Source organism: Thalassoglobus neptunius, from assembly GCF_007859735.1.
GTDB classification, from domain to species: domain Bacteria; phylum Planctomycetota; class Planctomycetia; order Planctomycetales; family Planctomycetaceae; genus Thalassoglobus; species Thalassoglobus neptunius.
In genome coordinates this window covers 1-24,576 of record NZ_SIHI01000024.1, presented here as the reverse complement: position 1 = coordinate 24,576, position 24,576 = coordinate 1, and the positions used below count along the sequence as shown (strand labels likewise).

Here is a 24,576-nt window from a genome sequence, read left to right as displayed (position 1 = left end):
CGTCAGAACATGTTCTGCACGGCGAGTGCAATGCTTGAGTGTTTAACGAAGAGCTTGGTTCAAGCTGCCTTGTCTTGTAGTTTTCCTCGATACTCATTCGCCCACGCATCGTCTGATTCATATCCAAGATCGATCAGTCGGTCCGTCAGTTCAGGAAACGTCTCAAGGATTTCGGCGATGCGTGTTTGATGCTGAGTCCCTCGCCAGCGTTCAATTGACTTGGTCTCCAGTGGTCGGACTCCGTTGAGCGCTGCTTTGTCAAATCCGGCTGGCACATTCTGATGAAAGGAAGTAAACGGCTGAGTGAACTTCAGCTGTGTATGGGAAGCGATCTGTTGTTGAACGTGATCTGCGTGCTGCACGAGGTCTTCGTATTTGATCGTGAGAACATCTTCCTGCTGGGCCTGTCGAGTCCACTCCGTCCAGATGCTTTTCCACCGCTCGACGCTGACATAATACTCTCCCGGAAGATTCTCGTGCATTGATGTCAGCACTGCTCGTGGATCGCGAGTGAAGAGCACGAAACGTGGAGTTGCGGGGAAACGAGCGTAACAATCGCGGATCTGATCAATATCGAAAATGTCGTTCGGACGTTTCGAGACGACCGTCGGTTCTCTTTTGATCACATACTTCGTGACGCGAAGTGCGCGTTCTTCCTTCGGAAAAGCCTGGACGTTCTCAGCACACGTCTGGATCATCAGCTGGCACAGGGTGGTTCCACTTCTTGGGAACCCACACATCACAACATGGGTCTTGAATCCCTCGAAGAACAGGCCACGGTTAGAAAGGTTCGCCAGTGGGATATTCGCGATGTTCGTGAACTTCTTGATCAGTCGATGCACCGGGTTTTGCGACGGTGTGGCGGGGCCTTCGTAGAAAATCGACATGTGTCATTCTCGCATAGATGGACGATGTATCTCGTCGTCGCGCTCCTCGCGAAACGATCATCATACAGCAGCGTTCGGATAGTAGGATTTCAGAGGAAATGCCAGCAAGAGGAATGTTTTCAGCATGAAAATGGCCGCAGAACGACATTGAGCGGCCTGCTCGGATTCATTTGGAATTTGAGGAGATGGCCCGGGCAACAAGTCATGTTGCTCGTTTTCTGCGATTCGCCTACAGTCGAGCCCGTCGGGTTCTGATGTTGCAGAGCGATCCGATTCGAGAACAATGCTTTCCCCGTTTGCCATGTGTGGCGAATATTGAAGCTCGATCGGTGCCGTTGGAATACGATGTTCAGGATTGAACCGGAATTTCGTTGTATTGAACAGGTGATCTATGGACGGATCGAAAGTATTTTGCATTGGTTTTCATAAGACGGGAACGACAAGTCTTGCAAATGCTTTGACGGTACTCGGCTATCGAGTGACGGGTCCCAATGGCGTGAGAGATCCGAAGATCGAACAGAATGTTCAAACGATGGCGATCGATCTGGCCGAGAAGTTTGATGCGTTTCAAGACAATCCGTGGCCCATTCTCTATCGGGAAATGGATCTGCGATTTCCCGGAAGCAAGTTTATTCTGACGTTGAGAGACTCTGAGTCGTGGATCAAGAGTCAGATCAAACACTTTGGGGAAAAAGAAACTCCCATGCGCCGTTGGATTTATGGAGTCGGCTGCCCGGTCGGGAATGAAACGACCTATATCGAACGCTTCGAAAGACATAATCGGGAAGTTCTCGAACACTTCAAGGATCGTCCGGAAGACTTCATGACACTTGACCTCAGCAACGGCGATGGCTGGGAAGAACTGTGTCGCTTCCTTGGAAAAGACGTCCCGGATGTCGAGTTTCCACATGCCAATAAAGCGGCTGATCGAGAGCGAAAGCAATCGAGTTGGTTGCGAATGTTCCGTCGATTAAGGCTCCCGAAAGCGGGTTAGAGCTCCTCCGTCGGAGCATCGGACGGAATGACAAGTTCATGTCAGCGACGACTCACGGATCAGGAAGAACTCACGGAAAGCAGTCTAAAACCAACCGCGAATCTGTCGCCACAGCCCTTTTGGCTCGTTGGATAACTCGGAAACAAGCTTCAAAAGCTCTCCGTACAGTTCGTTCGCGGTCAGGTATCTTTTGCTTGGGTTGCGATCGAGACACTTGCGGATGACGGCTTCGAGGCGAGTCGGAATGTTTGGATTGATCGACCGAGGTGTCGCTGGGTTTGACGTTGTGATCTGCCGAATCATCTCGGACTTTGAGGTCGAGTCAAAAGCGGGCTGAAGCGTACACAATTCGTAGAGGGTGGCCCCGAAGGAATAGATGTCGGTCAGTTCGTTTGTGATCCCGTCGAATTGTTCCGGAGCCATATATCGAAGCGTTCCTGCGAGGGGAAAAAACTGGTCGTCCAGAAAACGTTCTCGCCCCAAAGCGAGTCCAAAGTCGGCGACCCAGACGGTTCCCGAACGGTCGATTAACAGGTTTCCGGGTTTGATGTCCCGATGCAATGTTCCTTGCCGGTGGGCATAACGGATGGCATTGACGATCTGAACAGCGAGTTTCACGATCTGAGCCCAGTTGTCTCGTTTGAGAAGCTTTCGTTGATGCCCTGGCTGCGGATTCGTGCCGCGGTTTTCATGTCCGAATTCTGTTCCGTGGACAGTGGTGATTAAGTCTTCAACATCAACTGTTGAATCGATGTCTTTCCAGTAGCTGATGAGTTTGTCGAGCCCAACGCCTTCAATTAACGGCATGACGTAGTAAAGTCGCCCGTCTTCTTCTCCGAAACTAAACACCGAAACGATATTCGGATGTTGCAGCTGAGCAGCTGTGCGGGCTTCGCGATGAAACTGCTGTGACCACTCTGTTTCCTGTTTGAATTTCCAGGGAAGAAGTTTCACCGCGACGCGTCGGTTGATCGGGGCCTGTTCAGCTTCGAAAACGACTCCCATTCCCCCGCGGCCAACTTCGCGAATGATTTTGCAGTTTCCGAGATGAGAAATATCGAACTCATCAGGAAGCGGATGTCTGACGACCTGATTTTCTTTCTCGGTCTTCCACCCTTCCATCGCCAAAATCAGCGGAAGAAACTCGCGTAGCTCGTCTTCCATATCGGGATGGTTCTTGATGAACGATTCCATGTCGACCGGTTGGCCGCTCCGCACCTGATCTAAAAAGTTTGACGCGATCGTTTCCAGTGGAAGACGCGCGTGTGACTCCACCCGACGAGGAAGTCCCACAAGCTGAGTGTGGTCGAGATTGTCTGACGATTCAGGTTCGCTCATGTGTCGCTCATTACGACGAAATCGTGGACGTTCTTATCGGTGTGATTCAGAAACCTCCGCGTCGAGAAATCTTGGGAATCAGGAATCGAATGAAAGTCCGTTGCCGGACGATCTCGATCAGTTTCATCGGTCGTTTTTCAAAGAAGCAATGCAAGTACGTCGTTCGCTACTCAAGATCATATTCTTGAAAACCTGGAATGGCGATCAGGATCTTCTTAAGACGACCAAGAGCACGAACATATCTCAAGCTCGCTGCTTGTTCCGACAAATTGAGCACCGTCGCTGTTTCGCTGTTCGTCAGCTCTTCGAAGTGCCGCAGGGCGAGGACTTCTCGATCGAGGTCCCCCATCGACTCCAACGCGACACTCAGCTGTTGTGAGAGCTCTGCCCGCACCGCAGCATAACTGGGGGAAGTCAAATGTCCGAGGAGATGATGCGAAAGTGAAAACGACGTCGATTTCGAACTCCATCCGCCACTGACAGAACGGTCCCGGCTGGCGTCTCTTGCTTTGGCTCCGAGATGACGTCTGTGGACATCGACCATCGTCTGATTCACGATCAGCCGCAGCCAAATGAAGAAACCTTCGGGTGAGTCATGCAGAAAGTGCTCGATCCTTTTCTCGGCGTTGATGTACGACTCTTGCAGGATATCGTCAGCATCCACCCGGCCGACCAGTCGAGTGTCGAGTCTGAAATTGACGATTCTCCAGAGACGATTCCTGTGATAGTCGAAGAGTTTGCCCAAAGCGGCACGATCACCCTGGATCACCTGAGCGACTAACTCTTCAACTTCGGATTCTGACAGTGGATCGTTCATGGAATGTCTGTACCGAATGCGGACCGCAAAGCTGTTTTCTCCTGTTGCCTGAATTCTGTAATGTTAGGCCCTTGCGATGTCGGGAAGAACGGCTTTCTGCAAGAATATTACGAATTGTCTTGGACAAGATCGACTTTGAATTGTTCTCGACTCCCCTTTTCGTCCAGCCAGAATGAGAGATGAGATGACAAAACTGAAGCGCCTCAATCGACAAATCTCTGCGGCGGTTGTCACCGCCGTTGTTCTCTTTGCCAGTGTTCAGGTCCGCGCAGCTGAGTCAATTCCGACCAAGCCGAACATTGTCTTCATCCTTGCTGATGACATGGGCTATGGGGATGTGCAAGTTCTGAATCCAGAATCGAAAATCCCGACGCCCAACCTCAATCGTCTCGCCGAGCAGGGAATGACGTTTACCGACGCTCATACTCCTTCAGCGGTCTGCACGCCGACTCGTTATGGAACGCTGGCCGGGCGATATTGCTGGCGAACGAAACTGAAGAGGGGAGTTCTCAACGGATACGGAACTCCCCTCATTTCTCCTGACCGGACGACAGTTGCCGATTTTCTGAAAAGTCAGGGATACACAACCGGAGCCGTCGGAAAATGGCATCTCGGATTGGGATTCGCCAAAGAGGGGAAAGACTTTGATTTCGCGAAGCCCGTTTCGGACGGTCCTCACACGCATGGCTTCAAAGAGTCTCACGTCATTCCAGCTTCGCTCGACTTTCCTCCCTATGTGTTCATCGAGAACGGTGTCATCACCGAGTTTCCCGGGATCACACAACCCGCTCAGAAGTTTCCCCGTTTTCTTCGTAAAGGCGAGCGATCAGACGATTTCGTCATGGAAGAGGTTTTGGACCATCTACTCGAACGCGCGACAAGTTTCGTGTCTGATCATGCTGACGATGAATCACCATTCTTCCTGTACTTCCCTTTGACAGCTCCGCACAAACCTGTCTGGCCGCATCCAAAATATGTCGGAAAGACAGAGTTGGGGCCGTACGGGGACTTCGTTCATCAGGTCGATGATATTGTCGGACAGTTTCTGAAAAACCTTGATGAAGCGGGAGTCGCCGACGAGACACTTGTGATTTACACGAGCGACAACGGGTCGTTTATGTACCGCTATGAAGATGGTCGTCCTGATCATCTGGACCAAGAGTCAGTGCAGGGGTATCGACCGGAACACCATACCGCCAATGGAAAACTTCGAGGAACGAAAGCAGACATTTGGGAAGCGGGGCATCGCGTTCCGTTCTTCGTTCGCTGGCCGGAAGTGGTCCGTGCTGGGTCGACCTGTGACACGCCAATTTGTCTGACTGACTTCTTCGCGACTGTCGCAGACATCACGGATGCGACGCTTGAAGACGACACCGCTCCGGACAGTTTCAGTTTTCTGGAATGCCTGCAGGAGGAAGATCTCTCTTCGCCGCGAGCTCCCATTATCAATCACTCCGTGAACGGAACGTTTGCCATTCGTGATGGGGAATGGAAACTCGTTCTGAGTGATGGCTCAGGTGGACGGGAAGCACCGAAAGGCAAACCATTCCAAAAGCCGTATCAGCTCTACAATCTCAAATCCGATCTCGGCGAAACCGAGAACGTGATCGATAAGCATCCGGAGATTGCTGAACGGCTTGAACGCCAATGCGAAGAGATTCGGAATTCCGGTCGCAGTCGCATCGCTGGTGTTAGTCAGTAAGCGAGTTCGTTCGCGAGTGACCACTTCCGTGAAGGCGAGTGGTCACTCAGCGTCCCGCTTCAGAATTCTCTGATCTGCTGGGTTGAACACTTGAAGGTGTTTGCAAGCAAAGGCCAGCGATCAGAAAGTGAGAACGTCAAGCAACTTTGGGGTCACTCGTTGATTCCCGATTCGGCGAGTACGCCTGCGAGTCCAACTTCGACGACATTCTTTTGGTTGACGCCCTTCGGAATCCCGGCATCTTCTTCGGTGACGTGTGCAAACACGATCTCTGCTTCAGCGACGAGTTCGTCGCCACAGTGAGCGACAACCGAAGTCATTCCTCCCTCTTCCCGAGCATCGGTCAGAGTGGCTGTGTAGATCAACTGATCACCCGGGCGAACAGGGCGATGTGACTTGAACTTCGGCACCTTGGCCAGAAAGACAAGGTACTTGAATTTGTGCGATTCGCCGAGAAGAATTCCGCCGGTCTGAGCCATGCCTTCCATGATCAGCGAGCACGGCATCACTGGAAATCCCGGAAAGTGATCGTGAAGGTGTTCTTCTGAGAGTGAGACGTTCTTGATGGATCGGGCCTGTTTTCCGCTCTCGAACTCGATGAACTTATCAATCCAAAACCATCTCATCTCTTCTGCCTTCTTACGAGCAACGTCTGTATCTCTTTTGAGTCTCGATCACCATGACAGCACGTTCGTAAGAATCATACTGAATGAAATCGTGATTCAACACCGGAACGGATTGTGAACAAAAAACGACCGCATGTCGTGACATACGGTCGTTGTGAAATCAACGAAAACCGACTTCATTTGACTCGCACGAGCGACAGAAACGAGTTCAGGCAAGTGCTGAGAAATCATGAATACGATTTAGCCGTCCAGTTTGCTGCCGACGAATTTGCAAATCATGTCGACGGTGAAAAGATTCTGGACGTTGGTAACTGCTGGATCTTTCGCGAAGCTGTCGATGTCTGCGTGAGGCATCTTTTCTCGCATCTCTGCGATCCCGGTCTCAGTGACTTTGCCATCAACGACAAACCCTGAATCGGCGGAAGCAAGATTTTCGGGGAAGAGTTCTCCACGAGGAATCTTGATATCGAAAGCTTTCTCCAGTCGAAAAACAATGTCGAGGAAGTCGATCGACTCTGCACCCAAATCGCCAATCAGGGTTGCTTCAGGAGTGACTTCGTCTTCGTCGACTCCGAGAGCGTCTTCGAGTACTTCTCGAATCTTCTCAAACACTTCTTCTTGATCTGCCATATCCACGAACTCCAAAGTCAATGTTCGAGTCAATACGACTCACTTCCCACCGTCAATTCCCAACCAAGGATGAATTCACAGACAACGGTGAGAATGCCTCGAACTCGGATCAATTTGAATTCACTCATTCATCGGAATCGGTCGTGAATCCCACATTCTCGACCCAATCCTGGTGTGAATCTTCGCATCAGCCAGACAATTCTGGCACGGCAAGCCACAATCGTCACTTGCCTCTATCATCAAATAGTTCGAACGAATCAACAAGGTCAATTCGTTTCGTGAATTCTTCTCAAAAGCCGCCGAGCGTCAATCCGCCGTCGACGGTCAAAACGTGTCCGGTCACGTACCCAGCTTCTTCGCTTGCCAGGAAAACAACCGCGTTGGCGATATCCTCAGGTTTTCCTAGACGTCGAACGGAAATGCGTTTCTTGATTTCGCCTTCAGCTGCGTTTCGGACAGCCACGGTCATATCGGTTTCAATGAACCCCGGAGCGACGGCGTTCACGGTGATATTCCGACGACCAACTTCTGTGGCGAGGCATCGGGTCAACCCCTGGATGCCCCCTTTGCTGGCGGCGTAGTTGACCTGTCCCTGATTTCCGAACTCGGCAGCCACGCTGGAGACGCTGATGATTCGACCATACCGCTGAGACATCATCTGACGCATGACCGACTGAGCGAAGTTGTAAACGCCGGTCAGGTTTGTGTCGATGACAGCTTGCCAGTCTTCTTTCTCCATTGTCGCGAGGAGGCCGTCTTTGATGATTCCCGCGTTATTGACGAGGATATCGATCCGTTCCCACTTCTCGACCACTTCAGCGACGATGCGTTCTGCGTCGTCTTTGCTTGAAACATCACCTTGAATGGCGAACGTTTCGAAGTTTTGTTCTGCCAGTTCAGAAACCATTGCGTCGGCGGCTTCTTTGCTCGAACGATAGACAAATGCGACTTTCGCACCCGCTCGCGCAAGTCCTTCAACGACAGCTTTTCCGATTCCCCGGCTTCCGCCAGTCACCAAAGCGACACGTCCGTCAAGGTTGAACATTGCTTCCTCTCAGCCTGTACGTTCTGGGATTCCAGAACCTGGTATGTTAATGAATCTCTGATGAAACACTGGGACTTACGTTCTTCAGGTGCAACGACAACTTCCACCTGTTGAACGAAAGTGTTGGGATCGACTCCATCCGTTTCCGATGAGTGTCAATGCTTCACTTGATGTTTTGGCTGTCTCAATGAATTACGAATCGAAGGGTCCGGTCCGAGTTGATCATCTAAACAGATGACGCCTTCGTGAGTTCTTCTCCACACAGTGTCGCGAACAATTCTTTCGCGTGGTGGGTTTGTAATTCATCGCCTGCTGCAATCTTCGGATACTGATCCGCAAGATTGAACTGTGTGAGCGTCAATTTTGCACTCACGATATTGGTATCATCGACAGAACCGGCTGCTTTGAATGTCCACCGGGTTCGGTCTTCGTTTTTCTTCTGAACTCGGCAATCGATGCTCATCGAATTCCCGGGGGCCAGAAACTTGTTGAATTTCACTGCTCTCGCTTCTTCGAGAAGAACAGTGCTGTATGCGAAGTCGCACGAAGATCGCATCAACCAACTGCAACTCTGAACGAGTGACTCCACAAGTAGAACACCGGGCATGACCGGGAATCCAGGAAAGTGGTCTTGCAGGTATTCCTCAGCAAGTGTCAGGTTCTTGATCGCGGTGATTGATTCATCACGCTCAAGTCCGGTGATTCGATCAATCAACGAAAATCGCATGAATAACCCGAAAAATGAGTTCTTTGAATAGGTTCTGCTTGTCCACAGTGACAGGCTCAAGTCTCTTCAAATGAAGGGAATCTCTCTCACCGGGTGCGATGAGGTTGACCCGCGAGCCTGTTTCCAGCACATCTCACCCAGCACAAAGTCGCCATTGAATTTGCGCAACGCAACCGCTGGGTCAGTCGACCAGAGGCGAAATATAGGCCAATCGACGTCTCAGTACAACTCGATGCCATTCCGTCGGTCGTTGACGGCGTTTGCGGAAGTCACGTTCATCGGCGGGGAGAATCGACTTCTCCCGGAATTCACACAGATCTGCAACTGCGCCCCGCTGGCATCCCGGGAGCCTTCTGTCTAAGATTCCCCCGACTCAATCCATTCTCATTCCGCAAAATGACTCCGCATTTGTGCTGTAAGTTATTTTGCGAACTGGTTTTAAGTGAAAATGTGATTCGAGTTCTCAGCGCCCGTAGCTCAGCTGGATAGAGCAGCGGACTTCTAATCCGCAGGTCAGGGGTTCGAATCCCTTCGGGCGTACTGGATATTCAGTAGTTTCCGGATAGCGGACTAACAATCCGCGATCCGTGGTCCGTTGATCTGATGGAATCGCTGTTCTGGGAACGGTTGCCGGTACCCGTAAGGGCCGGGCACTTGTATTTCAGTGTAGGCCAAGCGCGAACAGTGCGGCGGTTCCTTCAGCTCAACGGGCGATAACATCAAAAGAATTTGAACGCTTGCCGTCGATGCGCTCTGTACACTGGTCTCTCGTTCGATCTTGAGACCGTACCGTGGGGGAATCGTGAAGCCGAAACATGTTCTTTGGGCGTGCTGTGCGTCGTTCTTTATCGGATACAATTACGGGTCGTACGTAATGTGGTCCGTCGTTGGAGAATCGCGGGAATCGAAAGACGAACAACCGAATTCGGTTTCGGAAAAACATGAGACGATCTCTGGTGATGGTGAGGCGACACTTGAGGAAGTCGAGTCGACTGAGAAATCCGAAACGGTTGAAAAATCAAAAACTACTCGAAAGATTTTCAATGTCGGTGATCGAGCGAAATTGTACGCTGACGATGGTAGCGCAGTGATCTTTGCAACTTCGGAATCAGCGTTTCGCAAGTGGCATGCAAATTCCGTTGCAGGTGATGACCTCGGATTGCGTGAAATGGCTTTTGCAGGTGAATTGATGGCGACCGACGCCGACACGAATTGTCTAATTCTGGAACGTTCGTATTCCATGGTCTCCGTCTCGTTTTACAAGGTTCGCTTGCTCGACGGCACTTATTCCGGTGACTTAGCGTGGGTCATGATGACGAATGTGGTTCCACAATCTGAGTAGCAAGCGATTAGTTATTCCAATTCGATTCTAGGCTTTAAACCGCGCGACGGGCGAGCGTGGGAACGATTTGGTAGGCCAAGCTTTCGTTCGTCGTCGCGCGGTTTTTGTGCTTGCTTGGAATCATCAGCGGAGTTGTTTGGGTGGGCTGTTCGGCGGGCTGAGTCGTCTTCATCTCGACTTCACGCTAGGTTGCGTTCCTGAAACGTGCGACCGAAATTTCGGGCGAATTCGGGGGCGTTCGGCTTTTCCGAAATGACTTAGAAATCTTTTCCGTTTGTTCTTTTTCTGACGACGGGTCGGTTGCAATCCGGCGAACTTTGTTTTTATGTTTACCGGTGCCTATTAGAAATACCGCCTGCTGAGCGTCTCAGTGAGTCTTGAAATTGTGTTGCAACTCGCGACCAGTTCCGGGGCGGCGGTGAATGTGAATTGACCGACTGCCCGCCCTCGTATTTGGGGTTAGGCCGGAACTTGTTAGCGAGTTTTTTTATGCGCTGCTTCGGCTTCGCATCTTGTTCGACCGTTGTGGCTGATTGACTTGACCGATCAGCCATAACGGTTTTCTCTCGCGCTGGTTTCTGCTGCGCTCCTCGGGGCTTGGGGTCGACGTTCTGACGGATCGACCTGGATGTTTGCGATTGCCGACGGAACGACGGGATTCTGTAGAGAGGAATTCCGCTGATGATTTCAACAACCAGTCCGTCCAAGACTCCGGACGTGATCAACTTTCAACAGTTTTTGCGCGACCGGGCGAACGATTGCGGGGCCTCGTCTCCCGAATCGATCCGAGACGTTTTCGAACAACGCTACGAACCGATCGCCGACGTGGTGAAAAACACTCTGAAGGAATATCGAACAGCGCTGTCACATTGGGACCGCATCGTCGGGGCTGTTCCGGTTGCCGACGTCGACGGCGAAACGATTCGGATGTTTCGGACGGAGCTGGTCGCCGATGGAACGGTACGGCGAACGACGGCGAACAAGTATCTGAGGCATTTGCGGCGGCTGTTTGGAGTCGCCTGCCGAGCTGGATTGATTTCGGCGGTGCCGACGTTGTCCGACCTGACCGATTCGTGGGGATTTTCGAAAGCCGAACCGTTGCCGAAACGCGAACTTTTGACTGTCGACGACGTCACGAAATTGTGGCGGGGATGTTCTTCGGCGACGTATCCGTCATGCGGCGGTTGGATGCCTCCGACGCCGCTTTTGTGGCGGGTCGTGTTGGTGCTGCAATGGACCTACGGACAACGGACCGAAGATTGTCTGCGCCTCCGCTGGGACAACGTTTTATGGTCCGACAAGCGAATTCGTTTCCGAGCGTCGAAAACGGGGAAGCTGCAAGGGTTGCCGATGACGGAAAACGTCGAAGCGCATCTGCGGTCGATCTATCGCCAAAATTCCGACCGGGTGTTTGTTGGCTTCAATCGTCCGGGCGGCTGGTCGAAGAAACGCCAAGCGTGGGAACGGGGCTACTATGCGACGTGGCGAAGCGAAATACGCGACGCGGCCGGGCTTCCCGATGTGGATCTGAAGAACTTTCGGCAGCGGGTCGTGACGGAATACAACGCGGCGTTCGATTCGATCAAGTTGGGGTCGTGGATTGCCGGTCATTCCGTGCAGGGCGTTTCCGCGCAGAATTACGAACAACCGACGAACGCGATTCGGGAAGCGATCAACGCGGCGCCGGTGCCGGCGTGCTTTTCCGAAATCGGATAACTGGGAATTGCGTTTCGACGGTTGCCCTGCAACGCGCAGCCTCTTCTTTCATCGTGTGCTTTCGAACTTCAAGTGCGGTCGGTGTGTTGCTGGCCTTGGTCGGTCCGGATGTTACTCCAGAACCGGACCGACCTTTCTTACTCAACCCGTCGCTGCGTGGCGTCGGCGGCTGCCTGTGTATGGCGGCCGGAATCATCAAGGCAGGGCAGCCCGCCTGCCTTGATCGCTGCCCTGTCGAGCAACGCGAATACCCAAGCTTCGAACGGCCCGTCGAAGCGGGGTTGCTCCAGGGCAGCTTCTTTTTTGAATCATCAGTGAGTTGCCGATTTCCCTGCCCAGGCGTTTCCAAGATCCATCGGGAGGATGTTGAGTCATGAGCCCGGATGATCGCAGGTCACATTTGGAGAACGCTGGTTTCGCGATCGCGATGAAGCCGTTTCGTTCGCAGCATGGACTTCGCTGGTACGGGCTGCAGTTGCTGCCCGATGGGACGCGGGGAGGAACCAAGCTCGCCGAATTGGCCGGACGGCAGTTCTCGATCGACCTGGAGACGGGTCGCTGGAACTTCTGGGGCACTGTGGGTGAGCAAGAGTTTCACGAAGGACCGTGGTGGGATGGCCCACCTGCAGAGACTCCCGAACCGGCTCCAACTGAACAACACGTGACGCCGACTCAAAAGAGATTACTGGTGCACGATCGGACCCACGAGGTCGTCGGTGAGACGACACCAGAACACGAGACGTTCCTCGATCGCTGCCGTGACTTCGGATTGGAGTGGTCCGGCCCATTGAATCAGTTCGGCAACGTCTTCGCGACACGGGCGAAGCGTCGTTATCTGATTCACACCTGGTCGAAGAAGCTGACCGACTGCTCCGCCCGGCCACAGAGGATTGTGACACTCGACCAGCTGGTCTCTGAAACGCTCAACAACGAAATCACTGAACCGCCGGTTCCCCGGCAACAAACCATGACGATCGATCGCAGGCCGGTCGTCGTGCAGGGAGCCAATCGGCAAACCAGCCTGTTTTAACGTTGGATCAGGAGAAGCACGATGCTTGTGTTATCACGACACGTCGATGAGGACATCATCCTTGTGTTGGAGGATGGCCGTCGAATCGAGATCAAAGCGGTCTCGATTCGCGGTGACAAAGTTCGCATGGGAATCGAGGCTCCCAGGTCGATCGGCGTTCATCGTCGGGAGATCTGGGATCGCATGAACACGAAGGTCTCAGCTGCAGAGTCTGCTTGAAAGGACAGGGAATGTCCAAACGGAAACAGCAGGGACTCGACTGGAACCGTGGGGCACAACTGAGGGCGTTGAACGAATACCCATTCCCGAAGCGCCTCCGCGGTTATGGACGTCCCGTCTCACGAGCGACAGCGGCCTCAGTGCTGCGCATGATTGATGATCACCAAAGAGAAAAGGAGGAAGCCTGGCCATCGCTCGAAACGATGGCTGCGTGCGTTCGTCTCAGCACGAAGACCGTTCAGAGGGCCATTGATGCACTGCGATCGATTGGCCTGGTCACCGTCTGGAACGAGACGACGAAAAGAGGTCATCCTCTGCTAAAAGTCGCAATCAACTGGGATGTGGTGTTTGGCTGCCGTCCGGAGCCAAAACCAAAGCGAGCACGCCGTCCGGGTGCACGCAAGAAAAATCGATCGGCGACACACCGTCCGGGTGCACGATCGACCAAAAACCCAGAGGACACTGTGGCTCAGCCAGAGGACATTGAGACCGACCCAGAGGACACTGTGTCCCTCGCACCATATAAGAACCGCCCAGAGAACCGCACAAGAGAAGCGTCTCCCCCCTCTCCCCCCAAAGTTTCATCAGCATCTGCGGCGAGTTGGGAAGAGGTGGAAGAGGAGTTATATCGGCGAGGAGTTCAAGCCTACGATGCCGCCATTCGATCCGCATCGCGGTTTGTCGACGCCGACCACGTGCTGGCGATCATCGCCGCCTTCGACCAGCTCCGAACGCCTTCCTGGCGGCCGGGTGCGTTGTTCGTCCGGGTGCAGAAAGCCCGCACCTGGCTTGAACCGACCGATGGCTGGGTCAACGGCGAGCAACAGCAGCTCGACTTCGATCGAGAGCAACAACTCGCGATCGAACGTCAGCAACGAGAACGCGTCGAATCACTGAGTGATTCGGAGTTCCGCGAGATCGTCCGCTGCAACGAGACACTGCAATCGATGGCGAGGATGTACCACAGCCTCGCCGATCTGCGTCGAGACGCGACGGCCCAGAAGATCGTGATTCAGGAGCTGAGTCGCAGACAGGAAACCCTCCAATGAAAACCATTCTGGAACGTCCCCGTCGCAAACTGATCGCCGGTCAAAAGTCACTGATCGATCCGGAGGAACCTCCGGTGACTTACTGCCTGATGTGCGGCCGACGGCTAAAGACACCGCAGTCGATCGAGCATCAGATGGGACCGACCTGCCTACGGAAATCGAAAGAACATGGCTGCCGATCAGAGGAGGAGTGATGAGCACGTTGTTTCCGCCGGTGATCGATGATCTGTTGACGATTCAAGAACGTCAGCGCGTGACACTGATCCTCGAAGCGATCGAGGCGGAAACCAGTTTGGATTTAACCCCCGGTGAGTCACCGGGGGCAAAGCGTGAATCACCGGGGACAAAGCGTGAGTCACCGGGGACAAAGCGTGAGTCATCTCGGGCGATCAAACACACAGCGAAACGCTCAAAACGGCAACGCAAGAAATCCAAGCCGATTGAAGGGACTGAAAGTGATGGTCTCGGGACGTGGGTGACTTTGTTGCTGACTGCAGCGGAATGGTCGGCGCTGTTGGAGTCTGCTCAACCGCATCGGGCAGGTCCGGCGATTCCGCAGATCCATCAAGCCATTCAGGGGCACTCTGCGGATGAAACAGTTCTGGTTTCGATGTGGGAACGATCGGTTGTCGATCTGTGCAGTTCGATTCTGAACAACAAGCGGGCCCGAGTCTCAGCGTTCGATGCGTCCAAGGCTCTCGTGATTCAGGTTTCGAAGTTTCATGCGAAAGGGAATCGATGAGGAGAACGCCACTCACGAAAAAGCGAACTCCCCGGCGACTGGCGATCGCTCCAGCTGATCGCACGGAGGTCCGCTATGGAAATTGGCACACTTCCGCGAGGGGGCAGTTCACATGCAATACGGGGAGGGGACGATTCAGCGAACGACTAGAACGAACGGTTGAGCTTAGCGATTCCGAATCACGACCTCGCGTTTGGCGCGCCTATGCGATGGTGCCGATGGTCCCTGCGGATGTCCGACCCACGAAAGGACAGCTCCGCGACTGGTTCATCCTGTGGGAAGTCGAGGAGTGGTACGAAAAACCGAAGTGCATGGTGCCTCCAACGGATCCATTCTTGCTCAAGCACGTTGTCGGTGAGTTCTACGCCGTCCTGGCCGAGTGGGATCTGACGGAGTTGGAGAAGGCGGTCATGTCGGAGCTGCGGAATCGGTGACAGAAGTCGTGGATTTGCAACCTGGAGCGAGCTTCCTAAGCTAGATGTTATTAAAACTGTTCTTCGAGGTCTATGTGGACTGCTTACCACTGCTGATTTCGATCGATGTGGCTGGAGCAGGTTGCGATGACAAATTCTTCTGCGAAGTACATCAACGAAGGGCGAAATCATTGAAGAGGATGAATCTGCGGGAGCTCTACCACACTTTTGCATCGCAGAATGGATGTAGATTGCAACTTAGAAAAGCTTTTGAAAATGCCAAACATTCGCAAAACGCAGTTCAGATTGCTTGCATTGTCGGTGTGTTCTTCAATTCTTTTTGTCCAAATCGACACTGTTTGAGTCGTGCAACTTGACGCTTTTGAAAATATCACGCGAATGTCGTAGTATCCCGACAAGCCATGGCAAGGGCCTACAAAGATCGACCGTTGTACTTTGCACACTCTATCGAAGGGTCGGCGGACACCTTTCAATGGGAAAGGCTTGAGGTTCATTTACGCGAAGTTGCGGAGTTAGCGTCCGTCTACGCCTCTTCCTTCAATGCCGCAGAATGGGGAGAAATGGCAGGCCTTTTACACGACGTTGGAAAGTATTCGCTTAAATTCCAAGATTACTTACTGACTGCAAACGGCATCGAAGCTCACATTGAGCAACGAAGCAAGGTCGATCATGCCACCGCTGGCGCCCAGCTTGCCTGTCAAACGATTCCAAATCTCGGACGATTGCTGGCTTATGTCATCGCAGGCCACCACGCTGGTCTGGCAGACGCATCAGGTGAGTCGTCGAGTCTCGACGAACGTTTGAAAAAAGATGTCGAGCCATACCAACACGCGCCCAGCGAGTTTCTTCAACCGGACATTTCACTCTCAAACCCAGAACTGGAATTCGACCAGTCCGATCGTGAGATGGTCGGGTTTCAACTTGCCTTTTTCACACGAATGATCTTTTCCTGCCTCGTTGATGCGGACTTTCTTTGCACCGAGCGTTTTATGAGTCCTGAACGCGCTGAACAACGCCCTCAGCCTCGTTTAACTTTTGAAGAGATGTCCTGCACTCTTCGAACATTCCTCGAAAACAAGTCGGCAACTTCCACCGAGGGAACCGTCATGCAATGTCGTCAAGGTGTCCTGGCTGCGTGTCGCGAAGCAGCATTGCTGCCGCCGGGTTTGTTCTCCCTCACTGTGCCAACTGGAGGGGGAAAAACTCTCTCGTCACTCTCGTTCGCGATCGAGCATCTTTTGAAGCATGGGAAAACTCGCGTCATTTATGCGATTCCATTCACCAGCATTATTGAGCAGACCGCAACGGTTTTTCGCGAGGTCTTTGATGCCCTCGGTGACGACATCGTTCTGGAGCATCATTCGAATCTTGATCAACAGCGGGAAGAGGATCATCGCTCGCGGCTTGCGGCAGAGAACTGGGATGCTCCACTTGTCGTAACGACGAATGTGCAGTTTTTCGAATCATTATTTGCGAATAGGACCTCTCGCTGTCGGAAGCTGCATAACATCGTTAACAGCGTGATTATTCTTGATGAAGCTCAGACACTCCCAGTCGATCGGTTGCGTCCGTGTCTGCAGGTCCTCAATGAGCTGACTCGCAACTATGGCTGCACCATTGTCCTCTGCACTGCGACGCAGCCAGCCATCGAGAAAGGTGATGACTTCACAATCGGTCTTGAAAGTGTCACAGAAATCATCCCGGATCGCCGATCGCTTTATCGCCAGATGAAACGAGTCGACGTGAAAAATCTGGGAAATTTGACCGACGCCGAACTGATCGAACACCTGAGTGAACACGAGTCGTTTTTGACCATCGTCAACACTCGCGGTCATGCTGCAAAGCTGTATCGCGAACTTGTCGAACAGCGTGGCCAACACGAAGGTCTCTATCATCTCAGCACGTTGATGTGCGGCGAGCATCGTGCTGACGTCATCACCGACATTCGACAGCGACTCAAGGATCGGCGTCCTTGTCGCGTCATCAGTACTCAACTCATTGAAGCTGGAGTCGACGTCGACTTCCCTGTGGTTTATCGGGCAATGACCGGCATTGATTCCATCGCTCAGGCAGCCGGGCGTTGCAATCGGGAAGGTCGTTTGGACTCTGCCAACGTTTATGTTTTCGAACCGACAGATGTTCGGCTGATTGGTTATCTCGGGGCCGTCGCTCAGACTGCTCAGGAAGTCATTCCCGACTTCCCGGACCTCCTTGCTCCTGAAGCGATCGAGAAGTATTTCGACCTGCACTACTACAAACAGTCAGGTGAGAACGACTGGGACAAAACAAAAGATCAGGGCGTGATGAACTGTTTTCCATTCGCAGAAGGCAAGATGCTCTTCAATTTTCGCTCCGCTGCCGAGCGTTTTCAGTTGATTGATGACAACGGCGTCAGCCTGTTTGTTCCGTACGAAAGCAAAGGGCAAAAACTGATTGAAGCGCTCAGAGAGAACGGACCGAATCGCTTCTTGCTGCGAAGGCTTCAGCGCTACAGCGTGAACCTTTTCGAAAACCTGTTCCAATCAATGAAGTCAGACATTGAACTTTTTCATGACTTTCCTGTGCTGACTAATCCGAGCGCCTACGACAAACAACTGGGAGTGCGCATCGACCGACCAGGGCATATCGAAGCTGGGGATTTGATTTCCTAGAACCGCGGGCAATCGGTCTGAATCGCATTTATATTTGATTGATTTGCCAGCTGGCTTGGGGAGTGAACGTGTGGACACTACTCTTTAGTTGGCATCAAGTGGCAACAACAGCGGGAGCCAAAATGAAGACGTCACCAATCAAGCTCAAAGTCTGGGCTGACTTCGCCTGTTTTACGCGTCCGGAAATGAAAGTGGAACGCGTGAGTTACGACGTGATTACGCCGTCAGCGGCGCGCGGCGTCCTCGAGGCAATCTACTGGAAACCACAAGTTCGATGGGTGATTGACCGCCTGCATGTGCTCAAGCCGATTCAGTTCACCAATATTCGGCGTAATGAGGTTTCTTCAAAGGCTTCAGCGACCAATGCGAAGTCTGCGATGAAGGGGAATGCGAACGCCCCGCTCGCATTGTTCATCGAAGAAACGCGACAGCAACGCGCCGCCACAATTCTCCGCGACGTGGCCTATGTCATTGAAGCTCACTTCGAGTTGATCGATGACAGCGATCCAATCGAAAAGCATTACAACATCTTCAAACGCCGGGCTGAGAAGGGTCAGTATTTTCATCACCCCTATTTGGGCTGCCGCGAATTTCCTTGCGACTTTGAATGGATCGACGGGTCAGTTCCGGAATCCGAACTCACCGGCGAACAAGACCTTGGTTACATGCTGCATGACATGGAATTCCAGCCCACAAAGGAGAAGAAGGCCGACACGATTTGCGCACACACCGGTGAACGACGAAATGCAATTCCCCATTTCTTTCGAGCCAAATTAGTTAGCGGAATTATCGATGTTCCGCCGCTCGAACCATCGAATGCAGAGGTCCGGTCATGATCTTGCAGGCACTCAATAGTTACTACGAACGACTGGAAAACGATTCCGATCAAGACGTCGCTCCTTTCGGTTTCAGCCGACAGCAGGTCTCGTTCTGTGTGGTTCTGGAAAGAGACGGGACGCTGGCCAACATCGAAGATGCACGAGTTGAGATTGGAGAGAAGAAGAAACGACTGGTGCCTCAATCGTTTGTCGTATGCGGCGGAGCAAAGCCGTCAGGTTCAGGCATCAACCCGCGTTTTCTCTGGGACAATCCTGCCTACATGCTGGGATATAGGCGGGAAGACAATAAACCTGAACGGACTCTGCAAGAGTTCGAGGCGTTCCGCGACAAACACCTCGAACTCGAGAAGCAGATCAACGTCGACGAGTTCTCTACGGTCTGCCGTTTTCTCGAAAAATGGGAGCCATCAAATGCATCCACCTATGAGAAGCTCGTTGAAGTCGGGACCGGATTTGGGGTGTTTCGAATTCGGGCTGAGAAGAAGTTCATTCACGAGCACACTGGCATCCGCAACTGGTGGCAAAGTCAACTCAGCTCTGATGACGCTGACCAATCAGGTGAGTCAGGGCAATGTCTTGTGACAGGTAGGTCCGGAACACTGGCCCGGCTACATGAACCGAAGATCAAGGGTGTCGCCGGTGGACAATCAGCAGGAACAGCGATTGTTTCGTTCAACCTCGATGCGTTCGAGTCATATGGAAAATCGCAATCGTTTAACGCTCCTGTCAGTGAGCAGGCCGCGTTCCAGTACTGCACTGCGTTGAATCACTTACTCGTCGATCGCAGTCGCCGAGTGCAGATTGGAGATGCCACCACGGTTTTCTGGACCGAAAAGCCGACACAGGGTGAGAATTTTTTGGGCCTCGCTCTCGGAACGCAGTCTGCGGAAGACGAAGACACCGAAACCATTCGCAAAACACTTGACGCCATCGGCAAGGGAGGCTTCCCCGCCGAACTCGGCGACCGCGACACCCCATTCTATGTTCTTGGTTTGTCACCAAACGCAGCCCGCGCGTCAGTCCGCTTCTGGTTGAAAAGTACGCTTGGGGAGATGTTTGAGAAATTGAAGGAACATCACGACGATTTGGAAATCGACCGAAGCCAACGCGACGCGCTGTACATCTACCCCTGGCAGATCATTCGTGAAACAGCCCGTGAGTCCAAAGATATCCCGCCGCTGTTAAGTGGCGCTCTGATGCGATCCATCCTCACCGGCGGTCCGTATCCCCAAATGCTGCTTTCATCAATTATCCGCCGCATCCGTGCCGACCGTCGCGTCAATCACATTCGCGCTGCGACGATCAAAGCGTGCTTGAACCGGAATTCGCGTTTTAACATTCAGAACCTCGAACAGGAGATTCCCATGTCTCTCGACTCGGACCGTGAAGATCCACCATATCGACTTGGTCGACTCTTCGCGGAATTGGAGAAGACTCAAGAAGATGCACTCACCGGCATCAACGACACCATCAAGGATCGCTATTTTGGGGCTGCGTCAGCAACTCCAGGCAGTGTTTTCCCTCGACTGATCCGAATGAGTCAACATCACTTAGGAAAGTTGGAGAGAGGCAAGAAGATATACCACGAGAAGCGCATTCAGGAAATTTGCGAGAAGCTCGATGGCTTTCCACCGCACCTGAATCTCCGCGACCAAGGGCTATTCGCAATTGGCTACTACCACCAGCGACAAGACCTCTTCAAGAAGAAATCTGAATCCGAACCCGTTTCAACACAGGAGTAACTCCATGATTCCACGGTACGATTTTGTCTATCTGTTCGATGTCAAAGACGGAAATCCCAATGGCGACCCTGATGCCGGAAACCTTCCCCGAGTCGACCCGGAAACCGGTCAGGGACTCGTCACGGACGTTTGCCTGAAACGAAAGATTCGTAATTACGTCGGACTTGTGAAAGAAGAGCAACCTCCCTTCGAGATCTATGTCAAAGAGAAAGCTGTTTTGAACAATCAGCATGCGAAAGCATACCATGCACTGGAGATTGATCCAAAGAAAAGAAAATCAAAAGGCAAAGACAAAGCGGAAGAAGATCGGGAACTCACGAAGTGGATGTGTCGGAATTTTTTCGACATCCGTAGCTTCGGCGCAGTCATGACGACCGAAGTGAATTGTGGGCAAGTGCGAGGGCCAATTCAGTTTGCAATGGGGCGAAGTGTCGATCCGGTTGTTTCGCTTGAACATGCAGTCACCAGGTGTGCTGTCACCACTGAACGGGAAGCAGAAAAACAGGATGGCGGCAATCGTACGATGGGCCGCAAGTTTACAATTCCATACGGGCTCTATCGCGTTCACGGTTTTATCAATCCACACCTTGCTCAACAAACCGGATTTGACGAGAACAGTGAGGACCTCGACCTGTTGTGGACCGCTCTTGCTCAGATGTTTGAAACCGACCGCTCTGCTTCTCGCGGAGAAATGTCTCCCCAGGCGTTAATCGTCTTCGAACACGAGAGCCAGCTCGGCAACGCCCCTGCTAACAAATTGTTTGATCGCATTCGGGTCAAACGGAAGTCCGACGACGACTCTGTTCCTGTTCGCACCTTCGATGATTACGAAGTGACTGTTGACGAAAGCAGCATTCCTGAAGGAATCACGGTTCATCACAAGCTGTAACGTCTCTTCCCTCAACGCCCAACCCCGGACCCTAACCCGTTGTACTCTGAAGACGACCTCCTGCCCATTTCCGCTTTGCAGCATTTGCTGTTCTGTGAACGGCAATGTGCGCTGATTCATGTCGAACGGCTGTGGGCGGAGAATCGTTTTACTGCCGAAGGCAATCATCTCCACGAAAAGGCTCACACCGGCAAACCTGAAACCCGTAACGGTGTTCGCATCACTTGCAGCTTGCCTCTGCACAGCAACACGCTTGGGCTCGTTGGACAGGCTGACGTCGTCGAGTGGGAACCACCTGCGTCACAGCGCATCAGCGGCAAACGACTCGTCGACGTCCTGAAGGCAGCAACACCAGAAGATCGACAACAATGGCGCGTCACTCCGATTGAATACAAACGAGGCAAACCCAAACAGAATAATTGCGATCGCGTTCAACTCTGCGCACAGGCAATATGCCTGGAAGAAATGCTCGATGTAAAAATCGAACAAGGAGAACTGTTTTACGGTTCGAAACGTCGACGCGTTACTGTGAATTGTGATGAGGCACTGCGTGAGATCACTCTCCATGCGGCTCAACGACTCCATCACATCATCGATCACCGTCTGACTCCACCTGCAATCCGCGAGAAAAAGTGCGATTCCTGCTCACTGTTGAATTTGTGCCTGCCAGATGCCATCGCACCGAATCGTTCAGTCAACGATTACCTTAGTGAGATTGCCAATTTTTGAGAGTCTGCGAGGGCCGCATGAAAACTCATCTCAACACTTTGTTTGTCACACTCGATGGCACATATCTCGCGAAAGATGGTCAGGCTGTCGTAGTTCGCCAGGATAAACAAACCAAGCTTCGCGTTCCGCTGCACAATCTCGATGGAATCATGTGTTTTGGCCGCGTCAGTGTCAGTCCGTCATTGATGGGAGCCTGCGCAGCCGGTGGAGTTTCCATCTCGTTTCTGACACCATACGGGAAGTTCCTCGCATCGGTCATCGGTTTTTCGCCAGGCAACGTTTTGCTGAGACGTCAGCAGTATCGCGCCGCAGATGATGATCAACTCGCCGCATCCGCTGCTCGTTCCATCATTCTCGGCAAACTTGTCAACTGCCGAACCGTCTTCCGCCGGGCCGCGCGAGACGCCACGGACCCACATCGAATCGAACGCCTGCAAGCGACCGCCAACCGCCTTGGAGCGAACATCATCGACGTTAAAGCAGCAAGCAATCTTGATCGATTGAGAGGACTGGAAGGAGAAGCCGCCACCAGTTACTTCGGCGCGTTCAACGATCTGATCAACACCAGTGATTCAGCATTCGAATACACGAGGCGAACAAAGCGACCTCCCAAAGACCCGCTCAACGCGCTGCTCTCATTCGTTTACGCCCTGCTTTCACATGACGCCCGCTCGGCATGCGAGGCGGCAGGCCTCGACGCAGCCGTAGGGATGTTGCACCGCGATCGTCCAGGACGTCCCGGGATGGCACTCGATCTGATGGAGGAGTTTCGCCCCTTTCTTGCAGACCGCCTCGTTTTGTCGCTGATCAATCGTCGACAAGTTTCTGCAAGTGGGTTCGAGTATCTGGAAACAGGGGCTGTTCGCATGGATGATTCCACTCGCAAAACGATATTGGTCGCGTATCAGGTACGCAAACAGGAGCCAATCACGCACCCGTTTCTCGGTGAGAGAACTTCCGTGGGATTGCTCATTCACCTGCAAGCCCGACTGATGGCGCGCTGGCTCAGGGGAGATCTGGAAACCTATCCTCCGTTTGCCTGGAAATAGCAAGAACGAGACGATAAAGGAGCTCGACGATGTATGTGCTCGTGACTTATGACGTGGCGACCTCTTCAGCCGATGGTCGCAAACGCCTCCGCCACGTCGCCAAGGCATGTCTCGACTACGGTCAACGTGTTCAGAATTCCGTGTTTGAAATGAAGGTCGATCCGGCTCAATGGACCGACTGTCGTAACCGTCTCGAAGAGATTATCAATCCGAGTGAGGACAGTTTGCGATTCTATTTTCTTGGAGCGAACTGGAAACGTCGCGTCGAACACGTCGGAACCAAACCAGGTTACGACGTTGATGGGCCTCTGATAGTATAGTGCGAACGTGAAGCAGACATGAAAGTCTCTGTTTGTTCGCGAACTACTGAAGTCGTGACACGTCAACAGCTTGCGTGCATGAATTTGTTCTTCATTCTGGAAAGCACCCTGCCATTGTCCAGGTTCGCGGACTGTGTACGATTTCCTAAGATCATCACTCAAATTAAACTGACGCGATCGCTCCCTCACGGGAGCGCGGATTGAAACCTCTAAGCTTTGGTTGCTCCACTTGTCCGCGTCTGATCGCTCCCTCACGGGAGCGCGGATTGAAACATCTCGTCTGGTGCGCGCCTGTTAAACTTCACATAATCGCTCCCTCACGGGAGCGCGGATTGAAACTACTGCAATGACTGTGCAAAGTCCGTCACATGGAAATCGCTCCCTCACGGGAGCGCGGATTGAAACCATCGTCGCAAAATCGAGATGCACATTTCAATCCCTACGAACACCGTTTTCCTGCTCCGGTCCTGCACACCGCTGTGGGTTTTCCGTCGACGGGATTCTTCGATTGCATGGTCTGGAATTGGTCAGTTTTCTTTCTCACTACCGCTTGTGAATCACCTCAGATGCATTCGAGGCACAGTACCGCGGCGGAGCTTTTGGAACACTTCCAAACTACCCACCGACGCACCCCGGTGAGAACCAGATCGTTTCGCGGGATTTGTTTTCTTTCCCGCGGGTGCCTTTCTTTTTGCTGGTGTTGGCCCAGCCTCCGTGGGTTGTCCAGGAGTGTTTGGTCCAGCCGTGATCATTCACGAGATTGTCGTGTTCTCCCGAATAACCGCAGAGGGCGATTCTCAGCCGGGGATTGCTGCCCGACTGTTGGCACCAGCGGTTGACGTCGGCGACGAGTTGGTCGACCTGGCTCTTGTCATCATCGCATAGGTAACAGTCTGTGCGGCCGCGATCGGGATCTGAGACTTCATTCGCGAGACCGAGCAGCTGCTGCACACGGGCCAGACTGTGGGCGTACGGTGGATCCAGAAAGACTCCAGCGATTCCGGTCTTCCCGTACAACCCCAGCGATGAGGGAGAAGAAACCAGACGATGCCAGTCCCC

General features: G+C 52.8%; 26 protein-coding genes, 1 tRNA gene and 1 pseudogene. 19 read left to right on the top strand and 9 right to left on the bottom strand.

Translation table 11 applies throughout. From position 1 onward, the window contains the following. Nucleotides 1–59: 59 nt before the first annotated feature. On the bottom strand, nucleotides 60–887 hold the full coding sequence (locus tag KOR42_RS19830; RefSeq protein ID WP_146511579.1) for a sulfotransferase: 828 nt from the start codon (nucleotides 885–887) through the stop codon (nucleotides 60–62). Nucleotides 888–1,278: 391 nt separating this feature from the next. Between KOR42_RS19830 and KOR42_RS19825 the strand changes: the two genes are divergently transcribed. Beyond that, nucleotides 1,279–1,881 (top strand): sulfotransferase family protein, encoded by a 603-nt coding sequence (locus tag KOR42_RS19825; protein WP_197441374.1) that lies wholly within the window; start codon nucleotides 1,279–1,281, stop codon nucleotides 1,879–1,881. An 84-nt stretch (nucleotides 1,882–1,965) separates the two neighbouring features. Here the strand turns inward: KOR42_RS19825 and KOR42_RS19820 are convergent, their stop codons facing one another. Both KOR42_RS19820 and KOR42_RS19815 read right to left on the bottom strand, forming a co-directional pair. Beyond that, nucleotides 1,966–3,219, bottom strand: coding sequence for a serine/threonine protein kinase (locus KOR42_RS19820; RefSeq protein WP_146511578.1), 1,254 nt, complete (start codon nucleotides 3,217–3,219; stop codon nucleotides 1,966–1,968). A 166-nt stretch (nucleotides 3,220–3,385) separates the two neighbouring features. After that, nucleotides 3,386–4,036: a sigma-70 family RNA polymerase sigma factor gene (locus tag KOR42_RS19815; protein WP_146511577.1), complete on the bottom strand. Its 651-nt coding sequence runs from the start codon at nucleotides 4,034–4,036 to the stop codon at nucleotides 3,386–3,388. Between the two features lie 184 nt (nucleotides 4,037–4,220). Between KOR42_RS19815 and KOR42_RS19810 the strand changes: the two genes are divergently transcribed. After that, the gene (locus KOR42_RS19810; RefSeq protein WP_146511576.1) at nucleotides 4,221–5,738 is read left to right on the top strand and encodes a sulfatase family protein; all 1,518 of its coding nucleotides are present in this window, start codon (nucleotides 4,221–4,223) and stop codon (nucleotides 5,736–5,738) included. A 152-nt stretch (nucleotides 5,739–5,890) separates the two neighbouring features. Here KOR42_RS19810 and KOR42_RS19805 read toward each other — a convergent pair whose 3' ends face one another. From KOR42_RS19805 to KOR42_RS19790, 4 genes are all read right to left on the bottom strand, one after another. Beyond that, nucleotides 5,891–6,364 carry a 3-hydroxyacyl-ACP dehydratase FabZ family protein gene (locus KOR42_RS19805; RefSeq protein ID WP_146511575.1) on the bottom strand — a complete coding sequence of 158 codons (474 nt, stop codon included), beginning with the start codon at nucleotides 6,362–6,364 and terminating at the stop codon, nucleotides 5,891–5,893. A 240-nt stretch (nucleotides 6,365–6,604) separates the two neighbouring features. After that, nucleotides 6,605–6,994 carry an acyl carrier protein gene (locus KOR42_RS19800; protein ID WP_146511574.1) on the bottom strand — a complete coding sequence of 130 codons (390 nt, stop codon included), beginning with the start codon at nucleotides 6,992–6,994 and terminating at the stop codon, nucleotides 6,605–6,607. A gap of 289 nt (nucleotides 6,995–7,283) precedes the next feature. Beyond that, complete coding sequence (gene fabG / locus KOR42_RS19795; protein WP_146511573.1) at nucleotides 7,284–8,039, bottom strand: 3-oxoacyl-[acyl-carrier-protein] reductase; 756 nt, start codon at nucleotides 8,037–8,039, stop codon at nucleotides 7,284–7,286. A gap of 226 nt (nucleotides 8,040–8,265) precedes the next feature. Continuing rightward, on the bottom strand, nucleotides 8,266–8,766 hold the full coding sequence (locus KOR42_RS19790) for a 3-hydroxyacyl-ACP dehydratase FabZ family protein (RefSeq protein WP_146511572.1): 501 nt from the start codon (nucleotides 8,764–8,766) through the stop codon (nucleotides 8,266–8,268). A gap of 466 nt (nucleotides 8,767–9,232) precedes the next feature. Between KOR42_RS19790 and KOR42_RS19785 the strand changes: the two genes are divergently transcribed. Beyond that, nucleotides 9,233–9,306, top strand: a tRNA-Arg gene (locus KOR42_RS19785). A 262-nt stretch (nucleotides 9,307–9,568) separates the two neighbouring features. Next, nucleotides 9,569–10,108, top strand: a complete 540-nt coding sequence (locus KOR42_RS19780; RefSeq protein WP_231741019.1) for a hypothetical protein — start codon at nucleotides 9,569–9,571, stop codon at nucleotides 10,106–10,108. 34 nt (nucleotides 10,109–10,142) lie between these two features. Here KOR42_RS19780 and KOR42_RS26875 read toward each other — a convergent pair whose 3' ends face one another. Further along, nucleotides 10,143–10,280: a hypothetical protein gene (locus KOR42_RS26875; RefSeq protein ID WP_197441373.1), complete on the bottom strand. Its 138-nt coding sequence runs from the start codon at nucleotides 10,278–10,280 to the stop codon at nucleotides 10,143–10,145. 509 nt (nucleotides 10,281–10,789) lie between these two features. Here KOR42_RS26875 and KOR42_RS19775 point away from each other — a divergent pair. From KOR42_RS19775 to cas2, 15 genes are all read left to right on the top strand, one after another. Beyond that, nucleotides 10,790–11,824 carry a tyrosine-type recombinase/integrase gene (locus KOR42_RS19775; protein WP_146511570.1) on the top strand — a complete coding sequence of 345 codons (1,035 nt, stop codon included), beginning with the start codon at nucleotides 10,790–10,792 and terminating at the stop codon, nucleotides 11,822–11,824. A gap of 83 nt (nucleotides 11,825–11,907) precedes the next feature. Continuing rightward, nucleotides 11,908–12,201 (top strand): hypothetical protein, encoded by a 294-nt coding sequence (locus KOR42_RS19770; protein ID WP_146511569.1) that lies wholly within the window; start codon nucleotides 11,908–11,910, stop codon nucleotides 12,199–12,201. Then, nucleotides 12,198–12,854: a hypothetical protein gene (locus tag KOR42_RS19765; protein WP_146511568.1), complete on the top strand. Its 657-nt coding sequence runs from the start codon at nucleotides 12,198–12,200 to the stop codon at nucleotides 12,852–12,854. Before KOR42_RS19770 ends, KOR42_RS19765 begins: the two co-directional genes overlap by 4 nt. A 21-nt stretch (nucleotides 12,855–12,875) precedes the next feature. Beyond that, complete coding sequence (locus tag KOR42_RS19760; protein ID WP_146511551.1) at nucleotides 12,876–13,073, top strand: carbon storage regulator; 198 nt, start codon at nucleotides 12,876–12,878, stop codon at nucleotides 13,071–13,073. Between the two features lie 11 nt (nucleotides 13,074–13,084). Beyond that, the gene (locus KOR42_RS19755; RefSeq protein WP_146511567.1) at nucleotides 13,085–14,122 is read left to right on the top strand and encodes a helix-turn-helix domain-containing protein; all 1,038 of its coding nucleotides are present in this window, start codon (nucleotides 13,085–13,087) and stop codon (nucleotides 14,120–14,122) included. Beyond that, nucleotides 14,119–14,316 carry a DUF6011 domain-containing protein gene (locus KOR42_RS19750; RefSeq protein WP_146511566.1) on the top strand — a complete coding sequence of 66 codons (198 nt, stop codon included), beginning with the start codon at nucleotides 14,119–14,121 and terminating at the stop codon, nucleotides 14,314–14,316. The genes KOR42_RS19755 and KOR42_RS19750 overlap by 4 nt, the downstream gene beginning before the upstream one ends. Further along, on the top strand, nucleotides 14,316–14,864 hold the full coding sequence (locus KOR42_RS19745) for a hypothetical protein (RefSeq protein WP_146511565.1): 549 nt from the start codon (nucleotides 14,316–14,318) through the stop codon (nucleotides 14,862–14,864). Before KOR42_RS19750 ends, KOR42_RS19745 begins: the two co-directional genes overlap by 1 nt. Next, on the top strand, nucleotides 14,861–15,298 hold the full coding sequence (locus KOR42_RS19740; protein WP_146511564.1) for a hypothetical protein: 438 nt from the start codon (nucleotides 14,861–14,863) through the stop codon (nucleotides 15,296–15,298). Before KOR42_RS19745 ends, KOR42_RS19740 begins: the two co-directional genes overlap by 4 nt. 401 nt (nucleotides 15,299–15,699) lie before the next feature. Then, nucleotides 15,700–17,949 (top strand): CRISPR-associated helicase Cas3', encoded by a 2,250-nt coding sequence (cas3, locus tag KOR42_RS19735; RefSeq protein WP_146511563.1) that lies wholly within the window; start codon nucleotides 15,700–15,702, stop codon nucleotides 17,947–17,949. 122 nt (nucleotides 17,950–18,071) lie between these two features. Then, nucleotides 18,072–18,785 (top strand): type I-C CRISPR-associated protein Cas5c, encoded by a 714-nt coding sequence (gene cas5c / locus KOR42_RS19730; RefSeq protein WP_146511562.1) that lies wholly within the window; start codon nucleotides 18,072–18,074, stop codon nucleotides 18,783–18,785. Beyond that, complete coding sequence (gene cas8c, locus KOR42_RS19725; protein WP_146511561.1) at nucleotides 18,782–20,530, top strand: type I-C CRISPR-associated protein Cas8c/Csd1; 1,749 nt, start codon at nucleotides 18,782–18,784, stop codon at nucleotides 20,528–20,530. The genes cas5c and cas8c overlap by 4 nt, the downstream gene beginning before the upstream one ends. A 4-nt stretch (nucleotides 20,531–20,534) precedes the next feature. Then, nucleotides 20,535–21,419, top strand: coding sequence for a type I-C CRISPR-associated protein Cas7/Csd2 (gene cas7c, locus KOR42_RS19720; RefSeq protein WP_146511560.1), 885 nt, complete (start codon nucleotides 20,535–20,537; stop codon nucleotides 21,417–21,419). 39 nt (nucleotides 21,420–21,458) lie between these two features. Next, on the top strand, nucleotides 21,459–22,148 hold the full coding sequence (cas4, locus tag KOR42_RS19715) for a CRISPR-associated protein Cas4 (RefSeq protein ID WP_146511559.1): 690 nt from the start codon (nucleotides 21,459–21,461) through the stop codon (nucleotides 22,146–22,148). 17 nt (nucleotides 22,149–22,165) lie between these two features. Next, nucleotides 22,166–23,197 (top strand): type I-C CRISPR-associated endonuclease Cas1c, encoded by a 1,032-nt coding sequence (gene cas1c / locus KOR42_RS19710; RefSeq protein ID WP_146511558.1) that lies wholly within the window; start codon nucleotides 22,166–22,168, stop codon nucleotides 23,195–23,197. A 29-nt stretch (nucleotides 23,198–23,226) separates the two neighbouring features. Further along, on the top strand, nucleotides 23,227–23,517 hold the full coding sequence (gene cas2, locus KOR42_RS19705) for a CRISPR-associated endonuclease Cas2 (RefSeq protein WP_146511557.1): 291 nt from the start codon (nucleotides 23,227–23,229) through the stop codon (nucleotides 23,515–23,517). Between the two features lie 615 nt (nucleotides 23,518–24,132). Here cas2 and KOR42_RS26870 read toward each other — a convergent pair. Beyond that, nucleotides 24,133–24,576: pseudogene (locus tag KOR42_RS26870) on the bottom strand (hypothetical protein); the annotation flags it as partial.